The organism is Peijinzhouia sedimentorum, from assembly GCF_049340005.1.
GTDB lineage: Bacteria > Bacteroidota > Bacteroidia > Cytophagales > Cyclobacteriaceae > CAXBDP01.
The window spans coordinates 320,264-339,965 of the sequence record NZ_JBMPIY010000002.1 but is presented as its reverse complement, the minus strand read 5'-3'; the positions used below and the strand labels follow the sequence as shown (position 1 = coordinate 339,965).

Sequence of the window (19,702 nt, the reverse complement as noted above, 5' to 3'; positions counted from 1 at the left end):
TTTCATCTAAACTGAGACTTTTCAAATATGGCTAAAGAAAACTTTGACCGTTCCAAACCACACGTAAATATTGGAACAATTGGTCACGTTGATCACGGAAAAACTACATTAACAGCTGCAATTACAAAAGTGTTGGCTGAAAAAGGTTTTGCTCAAATGCGCGATTTCTCTTCAATTGACAATGCTCCTGAAGAGAAGGAAAGAGGTATTACTATTAATACATCACACGTTGAGTACACTACTGCTAACCGTCACTATGCACACGTTGACTGTCCAGGTCACGCGGATTATGTAAAGAACATGGTTACTGGTGCTGCTCAAATGGATGGTGCAATCTTAGTGGTTGCAGCTACTGATGGCCCAATGCCACAAACTAGAGAGCACATACTTCTTGCTCGTCAGGTTGGTGTACCAGCTCTTGTTGTGTTTATGAACAAAGTTGACCTTGTGGATGATCCTGAGCTTCTTGAGCTTGTTGAAATGGAAATCCGTGAACTTCTTTCATTCTATGACTTCCCAGGTGATGATATTCCTGTAATTCAAGGTTCTGCTCTTGGCGCGCTTAATGGCGAAGCTGAGTGGGTAGAAAAAGTAGTTGAATTAATGGAAGCTGTTGATAACTTTATTCCTCTTCCAGAGCGTCTAGTTGATCTTCCTTTCCTAATGCCTGTAGAAGACGTGTTCTCGATCACTGGTCGTGGTACAGTTGCTACTGGTAGAATCGAAAGAGGTATCGTTAACTCTGGTGAAGGTGTTGATATCTTAGGTATGGGTGCTGAAAACCTTAAATCTACTGTTACGGGAGTTGAAATGTTCCGTAAGATATTAGATAGAGGTGAAGCTGGTGATAATGTAGGTCTATTGCTTCGTGGTATTGAGAAATCAATGATTCGTCGTGGTATGGTTATTTGTAAGCCAGGTTCTGTTAAGCCTCACGATCACTTCAAAGCTGAAGTTTACGTACTTTCAAAAGAAGAAGGTGGACGTCACACTCCATTCTTTAACAAATACCGTCCTCAGTTCTACTTCCGTACAACAGATGTAACTGGCGAAATCAAACTTCCTGAAGGAGTTGAAATGGTAATGCCAGGTGATAACGTAACTATTGAAGTTAACCTTTTGAGCCCAATTGCAATGGAAAAAGGTCTTCGTTTTGCGATTCGCGAAGGTGGACGTACAGTAGGTGCAGGTCAGGTAACTGAAATCCTATAATATAAAATCAAATTAAACGGCGCGTTTCTGAGTAATTTCGGAAACGCGCTTGTTTATTACTTGAAATTCACTAATTTTGCAGTCCTTTTGGCTGTATACGGGTGTAGCTCAATTGGTAGAGTAGTGGTCTCCAAAACCATTGGCTGGGAGTTCGAGTCTCTCCACCCGTGCTAAGATTGATAATTTATCACTATGGTAAAACTAACAGATTTTATAATGGGCTCAATTGATGAGCTTAAGAATAAGGTGACATGGCCTGACTATAATAGCCTACAAAGTAGTGCAGCTTTAGTTTTGGTTGCTTCTCTTATCATATCACTAATTATTGGAGTGATGGATTTGGGATTCGAAAATGTTATGTCTTGGTTTTACCGTAACTTCTAAAATTATTTAGCTGGAATGAGTGAAACTAACTGGTATGTAGTAAGAGTAGTAAGTGGCCAAGAAAAGAAAGCAAAGACTTATCTTGAAAATGAAATTGCTCGTCAATCATTGGAAGAATTCATTCCGCAGGTAATGATACCATCGGAAAAGGTATATGAAATGCGTAACGGAAAAAAACGTGTACGTGAAAAAAACTTTTTCCCTGGTTATATGATGGTCCAAGCGGACCTCACACATGGTGAAGCTTACCACACTGTTACAAGTATTCCTGGTATCATTGGCTTCCTTGGTTCGGGCACTGGAACTTCAAAGACTCCCGTTGCTTTACGCCAAAATGAGATAAACAGGATTTTCGGTAAGGTTGATGAAATAGATGAAGAAGAAGTGACACATAGCACGCCGTTTATCGTAGGAGAATCGGTTAAAGTTATGGATGGGCCATTTAGTGGGTTTACGGGAACTGTGGAAGAAGTCTTCCATGAGAAGCGTAAACTAAACGTAATGGTTAAAATCTTCGGCAGGAACACACCTGTTGAACTTAATTACATGCAAGTAGAAAAAGTTGACTAGCAGATGGCTAAAGAAATAACTGGATATTTGAAATTACAGGTTAAGGGTGGCCAAGCCAACCCTGCGCCTCCGATTGGTCCTGCCTTGGGTTCGAAAGGATTGAACATTATGGAATTCTGTAAGCAGTTCAATGCAAGAACCCAAGAAAAGATGGGTCAAGTTTGCCCTGTTTTGGTAACCATCTATTCTGACAAGAGTTTTGAATTTGTTGTAAAAACTCCTCCAGCTGCTGTTTTGGTTCTTGAGGCTGCTAAAGCTAAAAAAGGATCAGAAGAGCCGAACAGAAAAAAGGTGGGTAGTATCACATGGGATCAGGTAAAAACAATCGCTGAGACGAAAATGCCTGATTTAAATGCCTTCAAAATTGAATCTGCCATGAAAATGGTAGCTGGTACAGCCCGTAGTTTAGGTATCACCGTAACAGGTGCTGCACCTTGGGACAATTAAATAAGAAGAAATAATGGGTAAGCTAACAAAAAACAGAAAAGCTGCACTAGAAAAATACAACCCTTCCCAGGCCTATTCGCTGGAAGAGGCCGCTTCCCTGGTGAAGGAAATTACCAATACTAAATTTGATTCATCTGTAGATATTGACATTCGTTTGGGTGTTGATCCTCGTAAAGCTGATCAAATGGTAAGAGGTGTTGTAGCATTGCCACATGGTACTGGTCGCGAAGTTCGTGTATTAGTATTGTGTACGCCTGACAAGGAAGAAGAGGCAAAGCAAGCAGGTGCTGATCACGTAGGGCTTGACGACTATATTGCTAAAATTGAAGGCGGATGGACTGATATCGATGTTATCATTACCATGCCTACAGTAATGGCAAAAGTTGGTAAGCTTGGTAGGGTTTTAGGTCCAAGAGGTCTAATGCCAAATCCGAAAGCCGGTACTGTAACACTGGATGTCGCAAAGGCTGTACAGGAAGTAAAATCTGGTAAAATTGATTTTAAAGTGGACAAGTTCGGAATTATTCATGCCAGCATTGGTAGAGTTTCTTTCGGCCCTGAGCAAATCAAGAAAAATGCTGAAGAAATGATTTTAACTATTTCAAGGTTAAAGCCTGCTTCATCAAAAGGAACTTACTTCCGTAGTATTTCATTGTCTAGCACAATGAGTCCGGGAATTAATATTGATAAGAACGGTATCCCAGGAGTGTAATCATGACGAAAGAAGAAAAAGCTGCGATAATTGAAGGCCTGGTAGAAAAGTTCCAGTCAAATGGACATTTCTATATTACCGATGCGGGTGGTCTTTCAGTAGCAAAAATCAATAACTTCCGCAAAATGTGTTTTGACAAAGGAGTGGAGTATAAAGTGTATAAAAACACTTTAATCGCCAAAGCTTTGGAACAAATGGACACAGATTATACAGATTTTTCTGATAAGGTATTAAAAGGTTTTTCAGGTGTTATTTTCTCTCAGGAGAATGGTAAGCTTCCTGCTCAAATCTTAATCGATTATCGTAAAAAGTCTGGTAAAGATAAGCCTTTGTTGAAAGGTGCCTCTATTGATAGAGATGTATTTGTTGGTGATGACCAATTGAAGACACTTAGTCAGCTTAAGTCTAAACAAGAGCTTATTGGTGAAATCATTGGCCTATTACAATCTCCTGCAACTAATGTTATTTCTGCTCTTCAAAGCGGTAAGCATACGTTGGCAGGCTTAGTAAAAACCCTTTCTGAAAGGGAATCATAATTTTCGAAATCTTTTCTTTTATCCTAAAATAAATAATAAAATGGCAGATCTTAAAGCGTTCGCTGAACAGTTGGTAAATTTAACTGTGAAGGAAGTTAACGAGCTGGCAACTATTCTTAAAGACGAGTATGGTATTGAGCCTGCTGCTGCAGCTGCACCTGTAATGGTTGCTGGTGGTGGCGGAGACGCTCCTGTTGCTGAAGAAAAATCAACTTTTGATGTTATTCTTAAGTCTCCAGGTGGTGCTAAGCTTGCTATCGTTAAGCTTGTTAAAGATCTTACAGGTCTAGGCCTGAAAGAAGCTAAAGAATTAGTAGACGGCGCTCCAAAAGCGGTTAAAGAAGGCATAGCTAAAGACGAAGCAGAAGCCCTTAAAAAGCAACTGGAAGAAGCAGGAGCTGAAGTTGAGCTTAAATAACTAGCTTGTCTATTTGCCCCTCACACGGACAAATAAGGAATTTAGGCCTGGCATTTTCGTCAGGTCTTTTCCCGTTTATACACTATACAACCTTGCTTCCCTGATTAAAAGCCGTTTCGGCGGCTTCTAATTTTTCTTAACCCTTTAAATTTCAAAGCCTTGGCTAAGATAGTTCATAACAACAGGATCAGTTACTCTTCCATAGTAACGTCCTTGGATTACCCAGATTTTTTGGACATCCAGTTACAATCATTCAAAGATTTTTTTCAACTTGATACGCCTCCTGAGCAGAGAAATCAAGATGGTCTTTTCAAGGTTTTCTCTGAAAATTTTCCAATTTCAGATTCCAGAGAAAATTTTGTCTTGAGTTTCGTTGATTACACTGTTGATCCTCCCAAATACAATATTGATGAATGTATCGAAAGAGGTCTGACTTATTCTGTGCCGTTAAAAGCCAAGCTTAGGTTGGAATGTAATGATGCCGATCATGAAGATTTTCAAACAATTGAACAAGAGGTATTCTTGGGTAACATCCCATATATGTCTGCCAAAGGTTCATTTGTTATAAATGGAGCCGAAAGGGTAATTGTAAGTCAGCTACATAGGTCACCAGGGGTATTCTTTGCTCAAAGTAAGCATACCAACGGTACTAAATTGTATTCTGGTCGTATCATACCTTTCAAAGGTTCTTGGATTGAGTTTGCAACAGACGTGAACAACGTAATGTATGCTTACATTGATCGTAAAAAGAAATTCCCTGTTACCACTTTGCTTCGTGCAATTGGTTTCGGTACTGATAAAGAAATCCTTGATCTATTCGGCTTATCTGAAGAAGTTCCAGCTACTAAAAAGGATTTGAAAAAAGTAGTCGACCGTAAATTGGCTGCTAGGGTTTTGAAAAAATGGCAAGAAGACTTTGTCGATGAAGATACTGGAGAAGTTGTATCTATCGAAAGACACGAAGTGTTATTAGAAAGAGACTCAGTTCTTGCAGAAGAAGATATTGAAATGATTATCGATTCTGGTAACAGCTCCATTATTGTACATCGTAAAGATGTAAATATTGCTGATTACACAATCGTTTACAATACCCTACAAAAAGACAATAGTAACTCTGAGAAAGAAGCAGTAGAGCAAATCTATCGTCAGTTGAGAAATACTGATGCTCCTGATGAGCAAACTGCGCGTGATGTAATTCACAATCTATTCTTCAGTGATAAGCGTTACGATCTAGGTGAAGTTGGTAGATATAGAATTAACAAGAAGTTAGGTCTTGACATTGATTTCAATACGAAAGTATTGACTACACAGGATATTATTTCTATCGTCAAGTATTTGATTGGTCTTATCAACTCAAAAGCTGTAGTTGATGATATTGATCACCTTAGTAATAGAAGAGTTCGTACAGTAGGTGAGCAACTTTATTCTCAATTTGGTGTAGGTTTGGCTCGTATGGCTAGAACCATCAAAGAGAGAATGAATGTAAGAGATAATGAAGATTTCAAGCCGGTTGATTTGATCAACGCAAGAACCTTATCTTCAGTAATCAACTCATTCTTTGGAACTAACCAGTTATCTCAGTTTATGGATCAAACCAATCCACTTGCTGAGGTTACGCATAAGAGAAGAGTTTCTGCTCTAGGGCCAGGTGGTCTATCGAGAGAGCGTGCAGGTTTCGAAGTTCGAGATGTTCACTATACTCACTATGGTCGACTATGTACCATTGAGACTCCTGAAGGTCCAAATATTGGTCTAATTTCGTCTCTTTGCGTGCATGCGAAGGTAAATCACATGGGCTTTATCGAAACACCATACAGAAAATCTGAAGGTGGAAAAGTTTCTCATGATGTAACTTATCTTACTGCAGAAGAGGAAGATACTCATAATATTGCGCAAGCAAATGCGCCACTTGACAGTAATGGCAAGTTTATCAATGATAGGGTTAAAGCTCGTTTCGAAGGTGACTTCCCAATTGTTGAACCGAATGAAGTTACATTTATGGATGTCGCTCCGAATCAGATTGTTTCGGTGGCAGCCTCACTTATCCCATTCCTTGAGCACGATGATGCAAACAGAGCCTTGATGGGTTCAAACATGCAACGTCAAGCAGTTCCTTTATTAAGACCACAAGCTCCAATTGTAGGTACAGGTCTTGAAAGAAGAGCTGCTATTGACTCAAGAGCATTGATATTGGCTGAAGGTGATGGCGAAGTTGCATTTGTAGATGCTACTAAAATTGTTATCAGATATTATCTCAACGAAGATCAAAAATTGGTGAGTTTTGGTGCTGAGGAAAAGACTTATGAATTGACAAAATTCAGAAGAACTAACCAAGACACCTGCGTCAACTTGAGACCAATTGTTCTTAAAGGAGATAAAGTATCCAAAGGACAACCGCTATGCGAAGGTTATGCAACTGAGGATGGTGAGCTTGCATTAGGTAGGAATCTAATGGTCGCATTCATGCCATGGCAAGGTTACAACTTTGAGGATGCAATTGTAATCTCCGAGAATGTTGTTCGTAATGATGTATTCACTTCAATACATATTGATGAATATGAACTTGAAGTAAGAGATACTAAGCGTGGTGAAGAAGAACTAACATCTGAAATACCAAACGTAAGCGAAGAGGCAGTAAGAAACCTTGACGAAAATGGTATAATCAGAATTGGTGCTGAAGTGCGGGAGGGTGATATCCTTATTGGTAAAATCACACCAAAAGGTGAATCTGATCCAACTCCTGAAGAAAAGCTACTTCGTGCAATCTTTGGTGATAAAGCTGGTGATGTGAAGGATGCTTCAATGAAAGTACCACCTTCTATTCGTGGTGTCATTATTAACACTAAGTTGTTCTCTCGTCCTAAAAAGGATAAAGATCAACGAGCGAAAGCTAAAGAAGAAGTTAAAGTACTACTTCAGAAATACGAGAAAGATCTTTCTAAGTTGAAGGAGCAAATGATTGAAAAAGTAATCGTGCTTCTTAATGGAAAGACATCTTTGGGTGTTCGTCACAAATTCAATGACGAGGTGATGAGCAAGGGAGTTAAATTCAACGAAAAGAATATACGTGAGAATTTATTCCCAGAGAGAAATCCTTATAGAGATGAAACCAATTATGCAGTACAAGCAGAAGTAAACCTTATAGGTGATCTTCTTTTGGATAATTGGACAAGCGATGAGAAGACCAATGAAATGGTTGCTCAGATCGTTAAAAATTATATAAATGCCCGAAACGAAATTACTGGTATTTTCAAACGCGATAGGTTTACACTAGAAGTTGGTGATGAATTACCAGCTGGTATTGTAAAACTAGCTAAAGTATATCTTGCTAAGAAGCGTAAGCTGAAAGTTGGTGATAAAATGGCTGGTCGTCACGGTAACAAAGGTGTGGTTGCTAAAATTGTCCGGGAGGAAGATATGCCATTCTTAGATGATGGTACTCCGGTAGATATTGTATTGAACCCACTTGGTGTACCTTCAAGGATGAATATTGGCCAGATATATGAAACCGTACTTGGTTGGGCTGGCTTGAAGCTTGGAAGAAAATATGCTACTCCTATATTCGATGGAGCTTCTGAAAAAGAAGTTGTAAGTGAACTACAGGAAGCTGGACTACCTGAATTCGGGCGTACATATCTTAACGATGGACTTACAGGTGATAAATTCCACCAAAAAGTTACCGTTGGGGTTATTTATGTGATCAAACTAGGTCACTTAGTCGATGACAAAATGCACGCTCGTTCAATCGGACCATACTCATTAATTACTCAACAGCCGCTTGGTGGTAAAGCACAATTCGGTGGTCAGAGATTTGGTGAAATGGAAGTTTGGGCTCTTGAAGCTTTTGGTGCTTCTCACGTATTACAAGAAATTCTAACAGTGAAATCTGATGATGTAATTGGTAGAGCTAAAACGTATGAAGCAATTGTTAAAGGAGAGAATTTACCTAAACCTAATATCCCAGAATCCTTTAATGTACTTGTACATGAATTACGAGGCCTAGCCTTGGAAATCACAATGGATTAAGTTTAAAAGGGTATTAGAAATTCCGAAAGGAAAGGTTTTTAACATTTGAATTACAAAAACTATGGCTTTCAAAAGAAATAAGAAAATAAACAATGACTTTAATAGAGTCATCATAAGCCTTGCTTCACCAGAGTCAATTCTTGAAAGCTCTCATGGAGAGATTACACAGCCAGAAACTATCAATTACCGGACATATAAACCGGAAATGGGTGGTCTCTTCTGTGAGAGGATTTTCGGACCTGTGAAAGATTGGGAATGCCATTGCGGTAAATATAAGAGAATAAGATATAAGGGTATTATCTGTGACAGATGTGGTGTTGAGGTAACAGAGAAGAAGGTTCGTAGAGAAAGAATGGGTCATATCGAACTTGTAGTGCCAGTTGCACACATTTGGTATTTCCGTTCATTACCAAACAAAATTGGCTATCTTCTTGGTCTTCCAACTAAAAAGCTTGATCAAATTATCTATTACGAGCGCTATGTAGTAATACAGCCAGGTATCAAAGAAGAAGATGGTGTAAACTATCTAGACTTCCTTACCGAAGATGAATACTTGGACATCATGGACAAGTTGCCTAGCGAAAATCGTCAGTTAGATAATAAGGATCCTCAAAAATTCATCGCTAAGATGGGTGCTGAGGGTCTTGAAGATTTGCTTTCTCGTATTGATTTAGATACACTTTCCTATGATCTACGCCACGCTGCTTCTACTGAGACTTCTCAGCAGAGAAAAGCTGAAGCACTGAAAAGATTGAAAGTAGTTGAAGCATTCAGAGATGCACGAACTCGTATAGAGAACAAACCAGAATGGATGATTATCAAGATGGTTCCAGTAATTCCACCGGAATTGCGCCCACTTGTTCCTCTTGATGGCGGACGTTTCGCTACTTCCGATTTGAATGATCTTTACCGTAGAGTAATTATCAGAAATAATCGTTTGAAGAGACTAATTGATATCAAGGCTCCTGAAGTAATCCTCAGAAATGAGAAAAGAATGCTTCAAGAAGCTGTAGATTCTCTTTTTGATAACTCTAGAAAAGTAAATGCAGTAAGATCTGATGGTAACAGAGCGCTAAAATCTTTAAGTGATATGCTTAAAGGTAAACAAGGTCGTTTCCGTCAAAACTTGCTTGGTAAGAGGGTTGATTATTCTGGCCGTTCAGTTATTGTAATTGGACCAGAATTGAAACTTCATGAGTGTGGCCTTCCTAAGGATATGGCTGCTGAGCTATTCAAGCCTTTCGTTATTCGTAAGTTGATCGAAAGAGGAATTGTTAAGACTGTGAAATCAGCAAAGAAAATTGTTGATAGAAAAGATCCAGTAGTGTGGGATATTTTGGAGAATGTATTGAAAGGACATCCAGTTCTTCTAAACCGTGCTCCAACTCTACACAGATTAGGTATCCAAGCCTTCCAGCCAAAACTGATTGAAGGAAAAGCAATCCAGCTCCACCCGCTTGCCTGTACTGCATTCAACGCCGATTTTGATGGTGATCAAATGGCGGTACACGTACCACTGGGACATGAGGCTGTTTTGGAAGCATCTTTATTAATGCTTGCATCGCACAACATTCTAAACCCAGCGAATGGTGCCCCTATTACTGTACCTTCTCAGGATATGGTGTTGGGTCTCTATTATGTAACCAAAGGAAGAAAATCCACTCCAGAGTATAAAATCAAAGGAGAGGGAATGACTTTCTATGGTCCAGAGGAAGTGATTATAGCTATTAATGAAGGAAGTATATCTATTCACGCTCATATTAAGGTGCGTGTAGATGTGAGAAAGCAAAATGGTGAAATTGTAAATGAACTTATTGAAACGGTTGCGGGAAGAGTAATCTTCAATCAATTTGTTCCAAAAGAAGTAGGATATATTGATGAGTTACTTACCAAAAAGAAATTACAAGTAATCATTGGTACCGTATTCAAAATTGCAGGTCAGGCTAAAACGGCAAACTTCTTAGATGATATCAAAACTCTAGGTTTCCAAATGGCCTATAAAGGCGGTCTTTCTATCGGTTTAGATGATATTAAGATTCCTGAAGTTAAAGAATCATTGATCGAAGAAGCTAAGGCCGAAGTAGAAGTAGTTTGGAATAACTACCTAATGGGTCTTATTACTGACAACGAAAGATACAACCAAGTTATTGATATTTGGACGCGTGTTAACTCTAAGATTACCAACACTCTAATGAAAGAGTTGGAGGAAGATCAAAGTGGGTTTAACTCAATCTATATGATGATGCACTCCGGAGCACGTGGTTCTAGAGAACAAATCCGTCAGCTAGGTGGTATGCGTGGTCTTATGGCTAAGCCACAGAAAAACCTTCAAGGTTCGGTAGGTGAAATTATTGAAAACCCAATTCTATCAAACTTTAAAGAAGGTCTTGATGTAATTGAGTATTTTATTTCTACTCACGGTGCACGTAAAGGTTTGGCTGATACAGCCCTTAAAACTGCGGATGCGGGTTACTTAACTCGTCGTCTAGTAGACGTTTCACAAGATGTTGTTATCAATGAAGATGACTGTGGTACCTTAAGAGGTCTTACTGTTTCAGCATTGAAAGACAATGAAGACGTAGTTGAGTCATTATTCGAAAGAATATTGGGTAGAGTATCGGTTCACGATGTTTTAGATCCGATTACTGATGAACTTATTGTGTCTGCTGGTGAAGAAATAAATGAAGAATTAGCTCAAATTATCGACGAAAGTAGCATCGAGGAAGTTGAAATTCGCTCTGTACTTACTTGTGAAACTAAGCGGGGGGTATGTGCTAAGTGTTACGGTCGTAATTTATCAACAGGATCTATGGTTCACATAGGTGAGGCTGTTGGTGTAATTGCTGCACAGTCTATTGGTGAGCCAGGTACTCAGCTTACACTTCGTACATTCCACGTTGGTGGTACAGCTTCCAACGTTGCTGTAGAGGCGACATTGAAAGCGAAATTTGATGGGATTGTTCAATTCGAGGAATTAAGAACTCTAGACACAACCAATAATGATGGTGATTCAGTCACTATCGTAATGGGCAGATCTGGTGAAATCAAGATAGTTGACGAAAAGTCTGGTAAGACTTTAGTTTCTAATCACGTTCCTTATGGAGCATTCCTTAAAGTGAAGGAAGGACAAAAAGTTGCTAAGAACGATGAACTTTGTAATTGGGATCCATATAATGCGGTAATCCTTTCTGAATTTGACGGTAAAATTGACTTCGATGCTATTGAGGAAGGTGTTACTTACAAAGAGGAATCAGATGAGCAAACAGGTCACAAAGAGAAAGTAATTATTGAGTCTAGAGATAGGACTAAAAATCCAGCACTTATCGTTGAAGGTAAAGATGAAACCAAAGGATATAATATTCCAGTTGGTGCTCACTTAGCTGTAGACAAAGGACAGAAAATTAAGGCAGGTCAAGTTCTTGTGAAAATACCAAGAATGATGAGCAAGTCTCGAGATATTACAGGAGGTCTTCCAAGAGTAACTGAATTGTTTGAGGCGAGAAATCCTTCAAACCCTGCAGTGGTTTCTGAAATTGATGGTGTTGTAACATATGGTACTATCAAGAGAGGTAATAGAGAAATCTATATTGAATCAAGAGATGGCGTTAAAAAGCGCTATATGGTGCCATTATCTAAGCACATTTTGGTTCAGGACAATGACTTTGTAAGAGCTGGACAACCACTTTCAGATGGAGCAATTACTCCTGCTGATATCTTATCGATCAAAGGTCCAACTGCAGTTCAAGAGTATGTTGTGAATGAGATCCAAGAAGTATACAGACTGCAAGGTGTGAAAATTAACGATAAGCACATTGAGTGTATCGTTCGCCAAATGATGCAGAAAGTAGAAATAATGGATGCAGGTGACACTAGCTTCTTGCCAGGACAGATTGTAGACAGGTTCTTGTTTAGAGAAGAAAATGATACAATTTTGGATAAGAAGGTTGTGATAGAAGCAGGTGATTCTGGTAAGATGAAGCCAGGTCAAATTGTAACAGCTAGAGAACTGAGAGACGAAAATTCAATGCTTAAGCGTAAGGATTTGAAAATTGTAGAGGTAAGAGGGGCTGAACCAGCTGTCTCAAAGCCAACACTACAAGGAATCACATCCGCTTCCTTAGGAACTGAAAGCTTTATCTCTGCTGCATCATTCCAAGAGACTACCAAAGTGCTTAGCGAAGCTTCTATTAGAGGTAAGGCTGATTATTTGAAAGGTCTCAAGGAGAATGTGATTGTAGGTCATTTAATTCCAGCAGGTAGTGGCTCAAGAGCTTACAGAAATCTAATTGTTGGTTCTCAAGAAGAATACGACAAATTGGTTGCGTCTAAAGAGACGTCTTCTGAAAAAAGTACAGTTGAAATTTAAATCGCCTCTAAATGGCAGATGATATAAAAGATAAAAGCAAGCAACAGGGCCAGATTAATATAGAACTACCAGAAGATATTTCTGAAGGTGTTTATAGTAATCTGGTTATGATTGCGCACTCTAATAGTGAATTTGTATTGGACTTTATTAGGCTAATGCCAGGGGTACCTAAAGCAAAGGTGAAAAGTAGAGTTGTAATAACTCCTGATCATGCAAAAAGGCTTTTGGCAGCACTTAAGGACAATATTAGAAAATATGAAGAGAGTTTTGGTCCCATCAAGCAAAATGATGAGGCACCAAAGTTTCCTTTAAATTTTGGAGGGACAATTGGTGAAGCGTAAAAAATCTATACTATACAATTTGTTTAGTTTCAGTATTTAATTACCTTTGCAGTCCCAATTTTGAACGTGAAATAGTTTAACGAATTTAATAAATGCCTACGATTCAACAGTTAGTAAGGAAGGGTAGGAAGAAACTTACTTCCAAGTCTAAGTCTCCTGCTTTGGATTCATGTCCTCAGCGCCGTGGTGTATGTACCAGAGTGTACACGACTACTCCTAAAAAGCCAAACTCAGCAATGAGAAAAGTGGCTAGGGTAAGATTGACAAATAGCAAAGAGGTCAATGCCTATATCCCAGGTGAAGGTCACAACCTTCAAGAGCACTCAATTGTGCTTATACGTGGTGGTAGGGTAAAAGATCTTCCAGGTGTACGTTATCACATCGTTCGTGGTGCATTAGATACGGCTGGTGTTAGTGGTCGTTTACAGTCCCGTTCAAAATATGGTGCAAAGCGTCCTAAACCAGGTCAAGCAGCAGCAACCGGTAAAAAAAAGTAAGATAAAATTATAGCTTACCTTAATAATGAGAAAAGCAAAACCTAAAAAGAGATACGTCCTCCCAGATCCTAAGTTCTCGGACGTAATGGTGACCAAGTTTGTCAACCATTTAATGTTGGATGGTAAAAAAAGTACCTCTGCAACAATTTTTTATGATGCCATTGAATTGGTTTCTAAAAGATCAGGTGAAGATGGGATTGAAGTGTGGAAAAAGGCTCTAGGTAATGTAATGCCTTCTGTGGAAGTAAAATCTCGCAGAGTGGGTGGAGCTACTTTCCAAGTGCCTCTTGAAGTTAGACCCGAAAGAAAAAGTAGCCTTGGAATGAAATGGCTTATTCTCTATTCTCGTAAAAGAGGAGAAAAAACCATGATGGAACGCCTTGCAGGTGAAATCATCGCAGCAGCTAAAGGTGAAGGCGCAGCTGTTAAAAAGAAAGAAGATACTCATAGAATGGCTGAAGCAAATAAGGCATTCTCTCACTTTAGATTTTAAATTGTAAATGGCTAAGAAAGATCTTCGGTATTTAAGAAACATCGGCATCATGGCTCACATTGATGCTGGGAAGACAACAACCTCAGAACGTATTCTTTTCTATACTGGACTTACGCACAAAATAGGTGAGGTTCATGATGGTGGAGCTACGATGGATTGGATGGAGCAGGAGCAAGAAAGAGGTATTACAATTACTTCAGCTGCAACTACTACATTTTGGAAATATCCAACTACTCAGGGGCAACCAAATGACGAGACAAAGGATTATAAAATCAATTTGATTGATACTCCAGGTCACGTTGATTTTACTGTAGAAGTTGAACGTTCTTTGCGTGTTCTTGATGGTGCTGTTGCATTATTTTGTGCAGTTTCTGGTGTTGAACCTCAGTCTGAAACGGTTTGGAGACAGGCTGATAAATACCATGTGCCACGTATTTGTTTTGTAAATAAAATGGATCGTTCTGGCGCTGATTTTTTCAATGCTGTTAAAGAAATAAAAGAAAAGCTAGGAGCTACTCCAGTTCCTTTGCAAATACCAATTGGTGCTGAAGATACCTTTAGAGGTGTGGTTGATCTAATCACTAATAAAGCACTAATCTGGAATGAAGAAGATCAGGGCATGACTTATAAAGTTATTGATATCCCTGAAGATATTGTAGATACTGTAAGAGAGTATCGTCAAGAATTGATTGAAAGAGTAGCTTCTTATGATGATGCTCTTCTAGAGAAGTTCTTTGAAGATGAGAACTCAATTACTGAGGAGGAAATGAGAGCTGCAATTCGTAAAGCAGTAATCAATATGGACTTCTCTCCAGTTTTGTGTGGTTCAGCATTTAAAAACAAAGGTGTTCAAGCCTTGCTTGATGCTGTTTGTTCTTTCTTGCCATCGCCTATGGATTTGCCTCCTGTTGTGGGACTAAATCCTGATACAGACCAAGAAGTTACTAGAAAACCAGATGTTGATGAGCCATTCGCTGCATTAGCTTTTAAAATTGCTACTGATCCATTTGTTGGTCGCTTAGCTTTTATAAGAGTGTATTCAGGTAAACTCGATTCTGGTAGCTATATACACAATATGCGTACTGGAAAGAAAGAGAGAATATCTCGTCTTCTTCAAATGCATTCCAATAAGCAAAATCCTATTGACAGAGTAGAAGCAGGTGATATCTGCGCCGGTATCGGATTCAAGGATATTAAAACTGGGGATACTTTAGTCGAAGAAAAGCATAAGATTATTCTTGAATCAATGACTTTCCCAGAACCAGTTATTGGTTATGCTATTGAGCCAAAAACTCAGGCTGACGTAGATAAGTTGGGTATGGCAATCTCTAAACTTGTTGAAGAAGATCCTACACTTAGAGTTGAGACTGACCATGAGACTGGTCAAACGGTTCTAAGAGGTATGGGTGAACTTCACCTTGAGATTATAATCGATCGTTTGAAGAGAGAATTCAAGGTTGAAATTAATCAGGGTGCACCACAAGTTGCATACAAAGAAGCTATTACTAAGACTGTTGAACATAAAGAAGTTTATAAGAAGCAGTCTGGTGGTAAAGGTAAATTTGCTGATATTGTTTTTGAACTTGGTCCAAAAGATGCAGATTACGATAAGTCAGGTTTACAATTTGTGAATAATATTGTTGGTGGTGTAATTCCAAAAGAATTTATCCAACCTATACAAAAGGGTTTTGAATCAGCAATGGTTAATGGACCTTTGGCCGGATTCCCAGTGCAGGAAATGAAAGTAAGATTGTATCATGGTAGTTTCCACGATGTCGATTCTGATTCACTTTCATTTGAGCTAGCTGCTCGTATTGGCTTTAAAGAAGCTGCGAAAAAAGCTGGACCTGTGTTGCTAGAACCAATTATGGCGGTTGAAGTAATCACTCCAGATGAATATACTGGTCCAGTTACTGGTGACTTAAATAAGAGAAGAGGTTTGATGAAAGGTATGGATACAAAAGGTGGAGCGCAAGTTGTAAAAGCTGATGTACCTCTTTCAGAACTTTTCGGATACGTTACCGATTTGAGAACTATCTCATCAGGTAGAGCTTCGGCTTCTTTGACATTCTCTCATTACGATCCAGTTCCGACTAATATTGCTGAGCAAGTTATTTTGAAGTTTAAAGGTGAGTCGGCTAAATAATTCAGGACATGACACAGAAAATTAGAATCAAATTAAAATCATATGATCACAGCTTGATCGACAAATCAGCTGAAAAGATTGTACGTGCAGTAAAAACTACTGGTGCTGTTATTAGCGGACCGATTCCACTTCCAACAGAAAAGGAAATCTTTACTGTCTTGAAATCACCTCACGTTAACAAAAAAGCTAGAGAGCAGTTTCAGATGTGTACTTACAAAAGATTGGTGGATATTTATTCATATTCAGCCAAAACTGTTGATGCATTAATGAAACTTGAATTGCCAAGTGGAGTTGATGTTGAAATAAAAGTTTGACGAAAAATTCTTATGAGAATAAGGGCCAATACGTTAAGATTATTGGTCCTTATTTTTTTGCCCGAGAGTAACGAAAATAGTTGCTTGAGGTTTTGTAAAGGCGTAAAATATTCATAACTTTGCAGTCCTTTCGCAGAAACACTAGCAAATTGATAGTTAGCGATTTATAAAAACTAAGACAAAATGTCTGGAATAATAGGTAGAAAAATAGGAATGACTAGCATCTTTGGTGCCGATGGACGTAATGTTCCATGCACAGTTATAGAGGCTGGTCCTTGTGTAGTAACACAAGTAAAGAACATGAGCAAGGACGGCTATAATGCTGTTCAAATGGGTTTTGGTGAGCGTAAAGAGAAAAACACTCCAAAGCCTTTGAAGGGACATTTTGCTAAGGCAAATACAACACCCTTATCTAAAGTTGTTGAATTTCGTGACTTCCGTGAGGAGTTTGAAGGACAGATTAAGATAGGTGATGTTGTTACGCTTGAGAGTGTCTTTAAAGAAGGTGACTTCTTGGATGCAATTGGTACTTCTAAGGGTAAAGGATTCCAAGGTGTAGTAAAGAGACACGGTTTTGCAGGTGTTGGTCAGGCTACGCACGGTCAGCACAATCGCTTAAGAGCACCTGGTTCTATTGGTAATGCTTCGTATGCTTCAAGAGTAATGAAGGGTATGCGTATGGCAGGTCAAACTGGTAATGCTCGCGTTAAGGTTATCAACCTTCGTGTTCTAAAAATAGTACCTGAGCAGAATTTACTCGTTGTGAGTGGCTCTATCCCAGGTGCAAAGAATTCATTTGTCATTCTTGAGAAATAGTATCATGGAATTGTCCGTAATAAAAAGCACTGGAGAAGATACTGGACGCAAAATTACTTTGCCGGAAGAGATTTTCTCAATAGATCCAAATGATCACGTAATTTACCTTGATGTGAAAAGTTACTTGGCTAATCAAAGACAAGGGACGCATAAAGCTAAAGAGCGTAACGAAATTGCTGGATCTACCAGAAAGATTAAAAAACAAAAGGGTACTGGTACAGCAAGAGCTGGTAGTATTAAAAATCCTTTGTTTAGAGGCGGCGGTCGTATTTTCGGCCCTGTACCACGCGATTATTCTTTTAAGGTCAATAAGAAGACCAAGAAATTAGCGCGTAAGTCAGCCTTGTCATATAAAGTAAAAGATAACGGTCTTGTTGTTTTAGAAGATTTCAACTTCGATAAACCAAGTACAAAAGCATATTTGAACCTATTAGGAGCTCTTTCTTTAAATGGGAAAAAGACTTTAATGGTTCTTCCTGAAAACAATAAGAATGTTGTTTTGTCAGGTAGAAACATCAAAGATGCTAAAGTTACCACAGCTTCTGATATTAATACTTATGATTTGCTAAACGCAGATTTTGTAGTCTTAAGTGAAGGTTCAGTAAGCATAATTGAAAACCTTTTGAAGTAAGAAGCTATGATACTTAAAAGACCATTGGTTACAGAAAAAGTCTCAGCTCTAAATGAAAGTGGAGTTTACGGATTTGTTGTTGAGAAAACAGCAAACAAAGTTGAGATTAAGAAAGCTATAGAGCAGCTCTATGGTGTAACTGTCGAAGGTATCCGTACTATGAGATACCAAGGAAAAAGTAAAACCAGACAAACCAAAAGTAAGATAATTGCTGGAAGGACTCCTTCTTTCAAAAAGGCTTATGTAAAGGTTAAAGAAGGTGATGTAATTGATTTTTATAGCGGCGTTTAATTTTTGAGTCTCAATGGGTACTAAAAAACTAAGACCAATGACTCCAGGGCAACGATTTAGAGTTGCCCCTGACTTTAAGGAAGTAACAGCTTCTACACCGGAGAAATCTTTATTGGTTTCTCTTAAGAGGTCTGGAGGAAGAAATAATTCTGGTAAAATGACCATGCGCTACATGGGTGGCGGTCATAAAAAGAAACTAAGACTTATCGATTTTAAGAGGAATAAGACTAATGTTCCTGCAGTTGTTCAATCGGTTGAGTATGATCCAAATAGATCTGCTCGTATTGCTTTGCTTTATTACGCTGATGGTGAAAAAGCATATATAATTGCTCCTGAAGGACTTAAAGTTGGTCAAACAGTTATTTCTGGTGAAGGTGCTGCTCCTGAAGTAGGTAATTCACTACCAATGGCTAATATACCTCTTGGTACTATAATTCATAATATAGAATTGAAGCCTGGTAAAGGTGCTTCTATGGCTCGTAGTGCAGGTACATACGCACAATTAGTCGCAAGAGATGGTAAGTATGTAACCCTCAAATTACCTTCTGGTGAAATGAGATTGGTACTTTCAACTTGCGTTGCTACAGTTGGTGCTGTTTCTAATTCAGATCACATGAACGTAAGTTTAGGTAAAGCTGGTAGAAATAGATGGTTGGGTAGAAGACCAAGAACAAGAGGTGTTGCAATGAACCCTGTAGATCACCCAATGGGTGGTGGTGAAGGCCGTTCTTCTGGTGGACATCCACGTTCTAGAAAAGGACTTTACGCTAAAGGCAAGAAAACTCGTACTCCTAAGAAGTACTCTAACAATTTAATCGTTAGTAAGAGGAAAAAATAATGGCAAGATCACTAAAAAAAGGACCCTATATTGACTTTCGCCTTGATCAAAAGGTAGTTAATATGAATGAGTCAGGCAAGAAGTCTGTAATCAAGACTTGGTCACGTAGATCCATGGTTTCTCCAGATTTTGTGGGTCATACTTTCGCTGTACATAATGGGAATAAGTTCATCCCTGTTTATGTAACAGAAAATATGGTAGGACACAAAATGGGTGAGTTTGCACCTACTAGGAATTTCAGAGGCCACGTTGGGAAAAAAGATAAAGGTAAAAGATAAGAGATGGAAGCAAGAGCTATACTCAAGGATATTCCTACCTCTCCTCGTAAAATGAGGTTAGTTGTGGATTTAATAAGAGGTCAAAAAGTAAACAATGCTTTAAGCATTTTGAAATTTGATTCTAAAATAGGTTCACAGTACGTTGAAAAGCTTCTTTTATCAGCTATTGCCAACTGGCAGTCTAAGCATGATGATGTGAAACTTGAAGATGCTGACCTTTTTGTGAAGGAAGTAAGAGTTGACGGTGGAAGAATGTTGAAAAGACTTCGTCCTGCTCCACAAGGTAGAGCACACCGTATTCGCAAGCGTTCTAACCACGTTACAATCGTGGTAGCTAACGCCGCTGCTAATGTTATTGAAAACGAAGAGAATTAATTAAGATAACA

Annotated in this window: 20 protein-coding genes and 1 tRNA gene; all 21 read left to right on the top strand. The window is 38.8% G+C overall.

What is annotated here, in order from left to right:
• The first annotated feature begins 27 nt into the window (after positions 1-27).
• The 21 genes from tuf (at position 28) to rplV (ending at position 19,691) form a co-directional block, all read left to right on the top strand.
• Positions 28-1,212, top strand: a complete 1,185-nt coding sequence (gene tuf / locus ACOXY8_RS04675) for an elongation factor Tu (RefSeq protein ID WP_458330386.1) — start codon at positions 28-30, stop codon at positions 1,210-1,212.
• Between the two features lie 97 nt (positions 1,213-1,309).
• Positions 1,310-1,382, top strand: a tRNA-Trp gene (locus ACOXY8_RS04670).
• 22 nt (positions 1,383-1,404) lie between these two features.
• Positions 1,405-1,596 carry a preprotein translocase subunit SecE gene (gene secE, locus ACOXY8_RS04665; protein WP_458330385.1) on the top strand — a complete coding sequence of 64 codons (192 nt, stop codon included), beginning with the start codon at positions 1,405-1,407 and terminating at the stop codon, positions 1,594-1,596.
• A 15-nt stretch (positions 1,597-1,611) separates the two neighbouring features.
• Positions 1,612-2,166, top strand: coding sequence for a transcription termination/antitermination protein NusG (nusG, locus tag ACOXY8_RS04660; protein WP_458330384.1), 555 nt, complete (start codon positions 1,612-1,614; stop codon positions 2,164-2,166).
• A gap of 3 nt (positions 2,167-2,169) precedes the next feature.
• A complete protein-coding gene (rplK, locus tag ACOXY8_RS04655) occupies positions 2,170-2,613 on the top strand; it encodes a 50S ribosomal protein L11 (protein WP_458330383.1) in 444 nt (147 codons plus the stop codon).
• A gap of 13 nt (positions 2,614-2,626) precedes the next feature.
• Positions 2,627-3,325, top strand: coding sequence for a 50S ribosomal protein L1 (rplA, locus tag ACOXY8_RS04650; RefSeq protein ID WP_458330382.1), 699 nt, complete (start codon positions 2,627-2,629; stop codon positions 3,323-3,325).
• A gap of 2 nt (positions 3,326-3,327) precedes the next feature.
• The gene (gene rplJ / locus ACOXY8_RS04645) at positions 3,328-3,861 is read left to right on the top strand and encodes a 50S ribosomal protein L10 (RefSeq protein ID WP_458330381.1); all 534 of its coding nucleotides are present in this window, start codon (positions 3,328-3,330) and stop codon (positions 3,859-3,861) included.
• Between the two features lie 40 nt (positions 3,862-3,901).
• A complete protein-coding gene (gene rplL, locus ACOXY8_RS04640; RefSeq protein ID WP_458330380.1) occupies positions 3,902-4,279 on the top strand; it encodes a 50S ribosomal protein L7/L12 in 378 nt (125 codons plus the stop codon).
• Positions 4,280-4,438: 159 nt separating this feature from the next.
• A complete protein-coding gene (rpoB, locus tag ACOXY8_RS04635; protein WP_458330379.1) occupies positions 4,439-8,305 on the top strand; it encodes a DNA-directed RNA polymerase subunit beta in 3,867 nt (1,288 codons plus the stop codon).
• A 61-nt stretch (positions 8,306-8,366) separates the two neighbouring features.
• The gene (gene rpoC / locus ACOXY8_RS04630; RefSeq protein WP_458330378.1) at positions 8,367-12,671 is read left to right on the top strand and encodes a DNA-directed RNA polymerase subunit beta'; all 4,305 of its coding nucleotides are present in this window, start codon (positions 8,367-8,369) and stop codon (positions 12,669-12,671) included.
• Between the two features lie 11 nt (positions 12,672-12,682).
• Entirely contained in the window at positions 12,683-13,012 is a 330-nt protein-coding gene (locus ACOXY8_RS04625; RefSeq protein WP_458330377.1) for a DUF3467 domain-containing protein, read from the top strand.
• Positions 13,013-13,104: 92 nt separating this feature from the next.
• Positions 13,105-13,509 (top strand): 30S ribosomal protein S12, encoded by a 405-nt coding sequence (gene rpsL / locus ACOXY8_RS04620; RefSeq protein WP_458330376.1) that lies wholly within the window; start codon positions 13,105-13,107, stop codon positions 13,507-13,509.
• 25 nt (positions 13,510-13,534) lie between these two features.
• The gene (gene rpsG, locus ACOXY8_RS04615) at positions 13,535-14,002 is read left to right on the top strand and encodes a 30S ribosomal protein S7 (protein ID WP_458330375.1); all 468 of its coding nucleotides are present in this window, start codon (positions 13,535-13,537) and stop codon (positions 14,000-14,002) included.
• Positions 14,003-14,009: 7 nt separating this feature from the next.
• A complete protein-coding gene (gene fusA / locus ACOXY8_RS04610) occupies positions 14,010-16,148 on the top strand; it encodes an elongation factor G (protein ID WP_458330374.1) in 2,139 nt (712 codons plus the stop codon).
• An 8-nt stretch (positions 16,149-16,156) separates the two neighbouring features.
• Positions 16,157-16,462 (top strand): 30S ribosomal protein S10, encoded by a 306-nt coding sequence (rpsJ, locus tag ACOXY8_RS04605; protein WP_458330373.1) that lies wholly within the window; start codon positions 16,157-16,159, stop codon positions 16,460-16,462.
• A 183-nt stretch (positions 16,463-16,645) separates the two neighbouring features.
• Positions 16,646-17,278 carry a 50S ribosomal protein L3 gene (gene rplC, locus ACOXY8_RS04600; protein ID WP_458330372.1) on the top strand — a complete coding sequence of 211 codons (633 nt, stop codon included), beginning with the start codon at positions 16,646-16,648 and terminating at the stop codon, positions 17,276-17,278.
• 4 nt (positions 17,279-17,282) lie between these two features.
• Entirely contained in the window at positions 17,283-17,909 is a 627-nt protein-coding gene (rplD, locus tag ACOXY8_RS04595; protein ID WP_458330371.1) for a 50S ribosomal protein L4, read from the top strand.
• Between the two features lie 6 nt (positions 17,910-17,915).
• Positions 17,916-18,200, top strand: a complete 285-nt coding sequence (gene rplW / locus ACOXY8_RS04590; RefSeq protein WP_458330370.1) for a 50S ribosomal protein L23 — start codon at positions 17,916-17,918, stop codon at positions 18,198-18,200.
• A 13-nt stretch (positions 18,201-18,213) separates the two neighbouring features.
• Positions 18,214-19,038: a 50S ribosomal protein L2 gene (gene rplB / locus ACOXY8_RS04585; RefSeq protein ID WP_458330369.1), complete on the top strand. Its 825-nt coding sequence runs from the start codon at positions 18,214-18,216 to the stop codon at positions 19,036-19,038.
• Positions 19,038-19,316, top strand: a complete 279-nt coding sequence (rpsS, locus tag ACOXY8_RS04580) for a 30S ribosomal protein S19 (RefSeq protein ID WP_458330368.1) — start codon at positions 19,038-19,040, stop codon at positions 19,314-19,316. The genes rplB and rpsS overlap by 1 nt, the downstream gene beginning before the upstream one ends.
• 3 nt (positions 19,317-19,319) lie before the next feature.
• The gene (gene rplV / locus ACOXY8_RS04575) at positions 19,320-19,691 is read left to right on the top strand and encodes a 50S ribosomal protein L22 (RefSeq protein WP_458330367.1); all 372 of its coding nucleotides are present in this window, start codon (positions 19,320-19,322) and stop codon (positions 19,689-19,691) included.
• The last annotated feature ends 11 nt before the right edge of the window (positions 19,692-19,702 follow it).

Bases quoted from the DNA above. Each gene is read 5' to 3' on its own strand.
- nusG (WP_458330384.1), top strand. From the start codon at position 1,612: ATGAGTGAAACTAACTGGTATGTAGTAAGAGTAGTAAGTGGCCAAGAA.
- secE (WP_458330385.1), top strand. From the start codon at position 1,405: ATGGTAAAACTAACAGATTTTATAATGGGCTCAATTGATGAGCTTAAG.
- rpsS (WP_458330368.1), top strand. From the start codon at position 19,038: ATGGCAAGATCACTAAAAAAAGGACCCTATATTGACTTTCGCCTTGAT.
- rplD (WP_458330371.1), top strand. From the start codon at position 17,283: ATGGAATTGTCCGTAATAAAAAGCACTGGAGAAGATACTGGACGCAAA.
- rplB (WP_458330369.1), top strand. From the start codon at position 18,214: ATGGGTACTAAAAAACTAAGACCAATGACTCCAGGGCAACGATTTAGA.
- rplK (WP_458330383.1), top strand. From the start codon at position 2,170: ATGGCTAAAGAAATAACTGGATATTTGAAATTACAGGTTAAGGGTGGC.
- rplJ (WP_458330381.1), top strand. From the start codon at position 3,328: ATGACGAAAGAAGAAAAAGCTGCGATAATTGAAGGCCTGGTAGAAAAG.
- rplL (WP_458330380.1), top strand. From the start codon at position 3,902: ATGGCAGATCTTAAAGCGTTCGCTGAACAGTTGGTAAATTTAACTGTG.
- rplA (WP_458330382.1), top strand. From the start codon at position 2,627: ATGGGTAAGCTAACAAAAAACAGAAAAGCTGCACTAGAAAAATACAAC.
- ACOXY8_RS04625 (WP_458330377.1), top strand. From the start codon at position 12,683: ATGGCAGATGATATAAAAGATAAAAGCAAGCAACAGGGCCAGATTAAT.
- tuf (WP_458330386.1), top strand. From the start codon at position 28: ATGGCTAAAGAAAACTTTGACCGTTCCAAACCACACGTAAATATTGGA.
- rpsG (WP_458330375.1), top strand. From the start codon at position 13,535: ATGAGAAAAGCAAAACCTAAAAAGAGATACGTCCTCCCAGATCCTAAG.
- rplV (WP_458330367.1), top strand. From the start codon at position 19,320: ATGGAAGCAAGAGCTATACTCAAGGATATTCCTACCTCTCCTCGTAAA.
- rpsJ (WP_458330373.1), top strand. From the start codon at position 16,157: ATGACACAGAAAATTAGAATCAAATTAAAATCATATGATCACAGCTTG.
- rplC (WP_458330372.1), top strand. From the start codon at position 16,646: ATGTCTGGAATAATAGGTAGAAAAATAGGAATGACTAGCATCTTTGGT.
- rpoC (WP_458330378.1), top strand. From the start codon at position 8,367: ATGGCTTTCAAAAGAAATAAGAAAATAAACAATGACTTTAATAGAGTC.
- fusA (WP_458330374.1), top strand. From the start codon at position 14,010: ATGGCTAAGAAAGATCTTCGGTATTTAAGAAACATCGGCATCATGGCT.
- rplW (WP_458330370.1), top strand. From the start codon at position 17,916: ATGATACTTAAAAGACCATTGGTTACAGAAAAAGTCTCAGCTCTAAAT.
- rpsL (WP_458330376.1), top strand. From the start codon at position 13,105: ATGCCTACGATTCAACAGTTAGTAAGGAAGGGTAGGAAGAAACTTACT.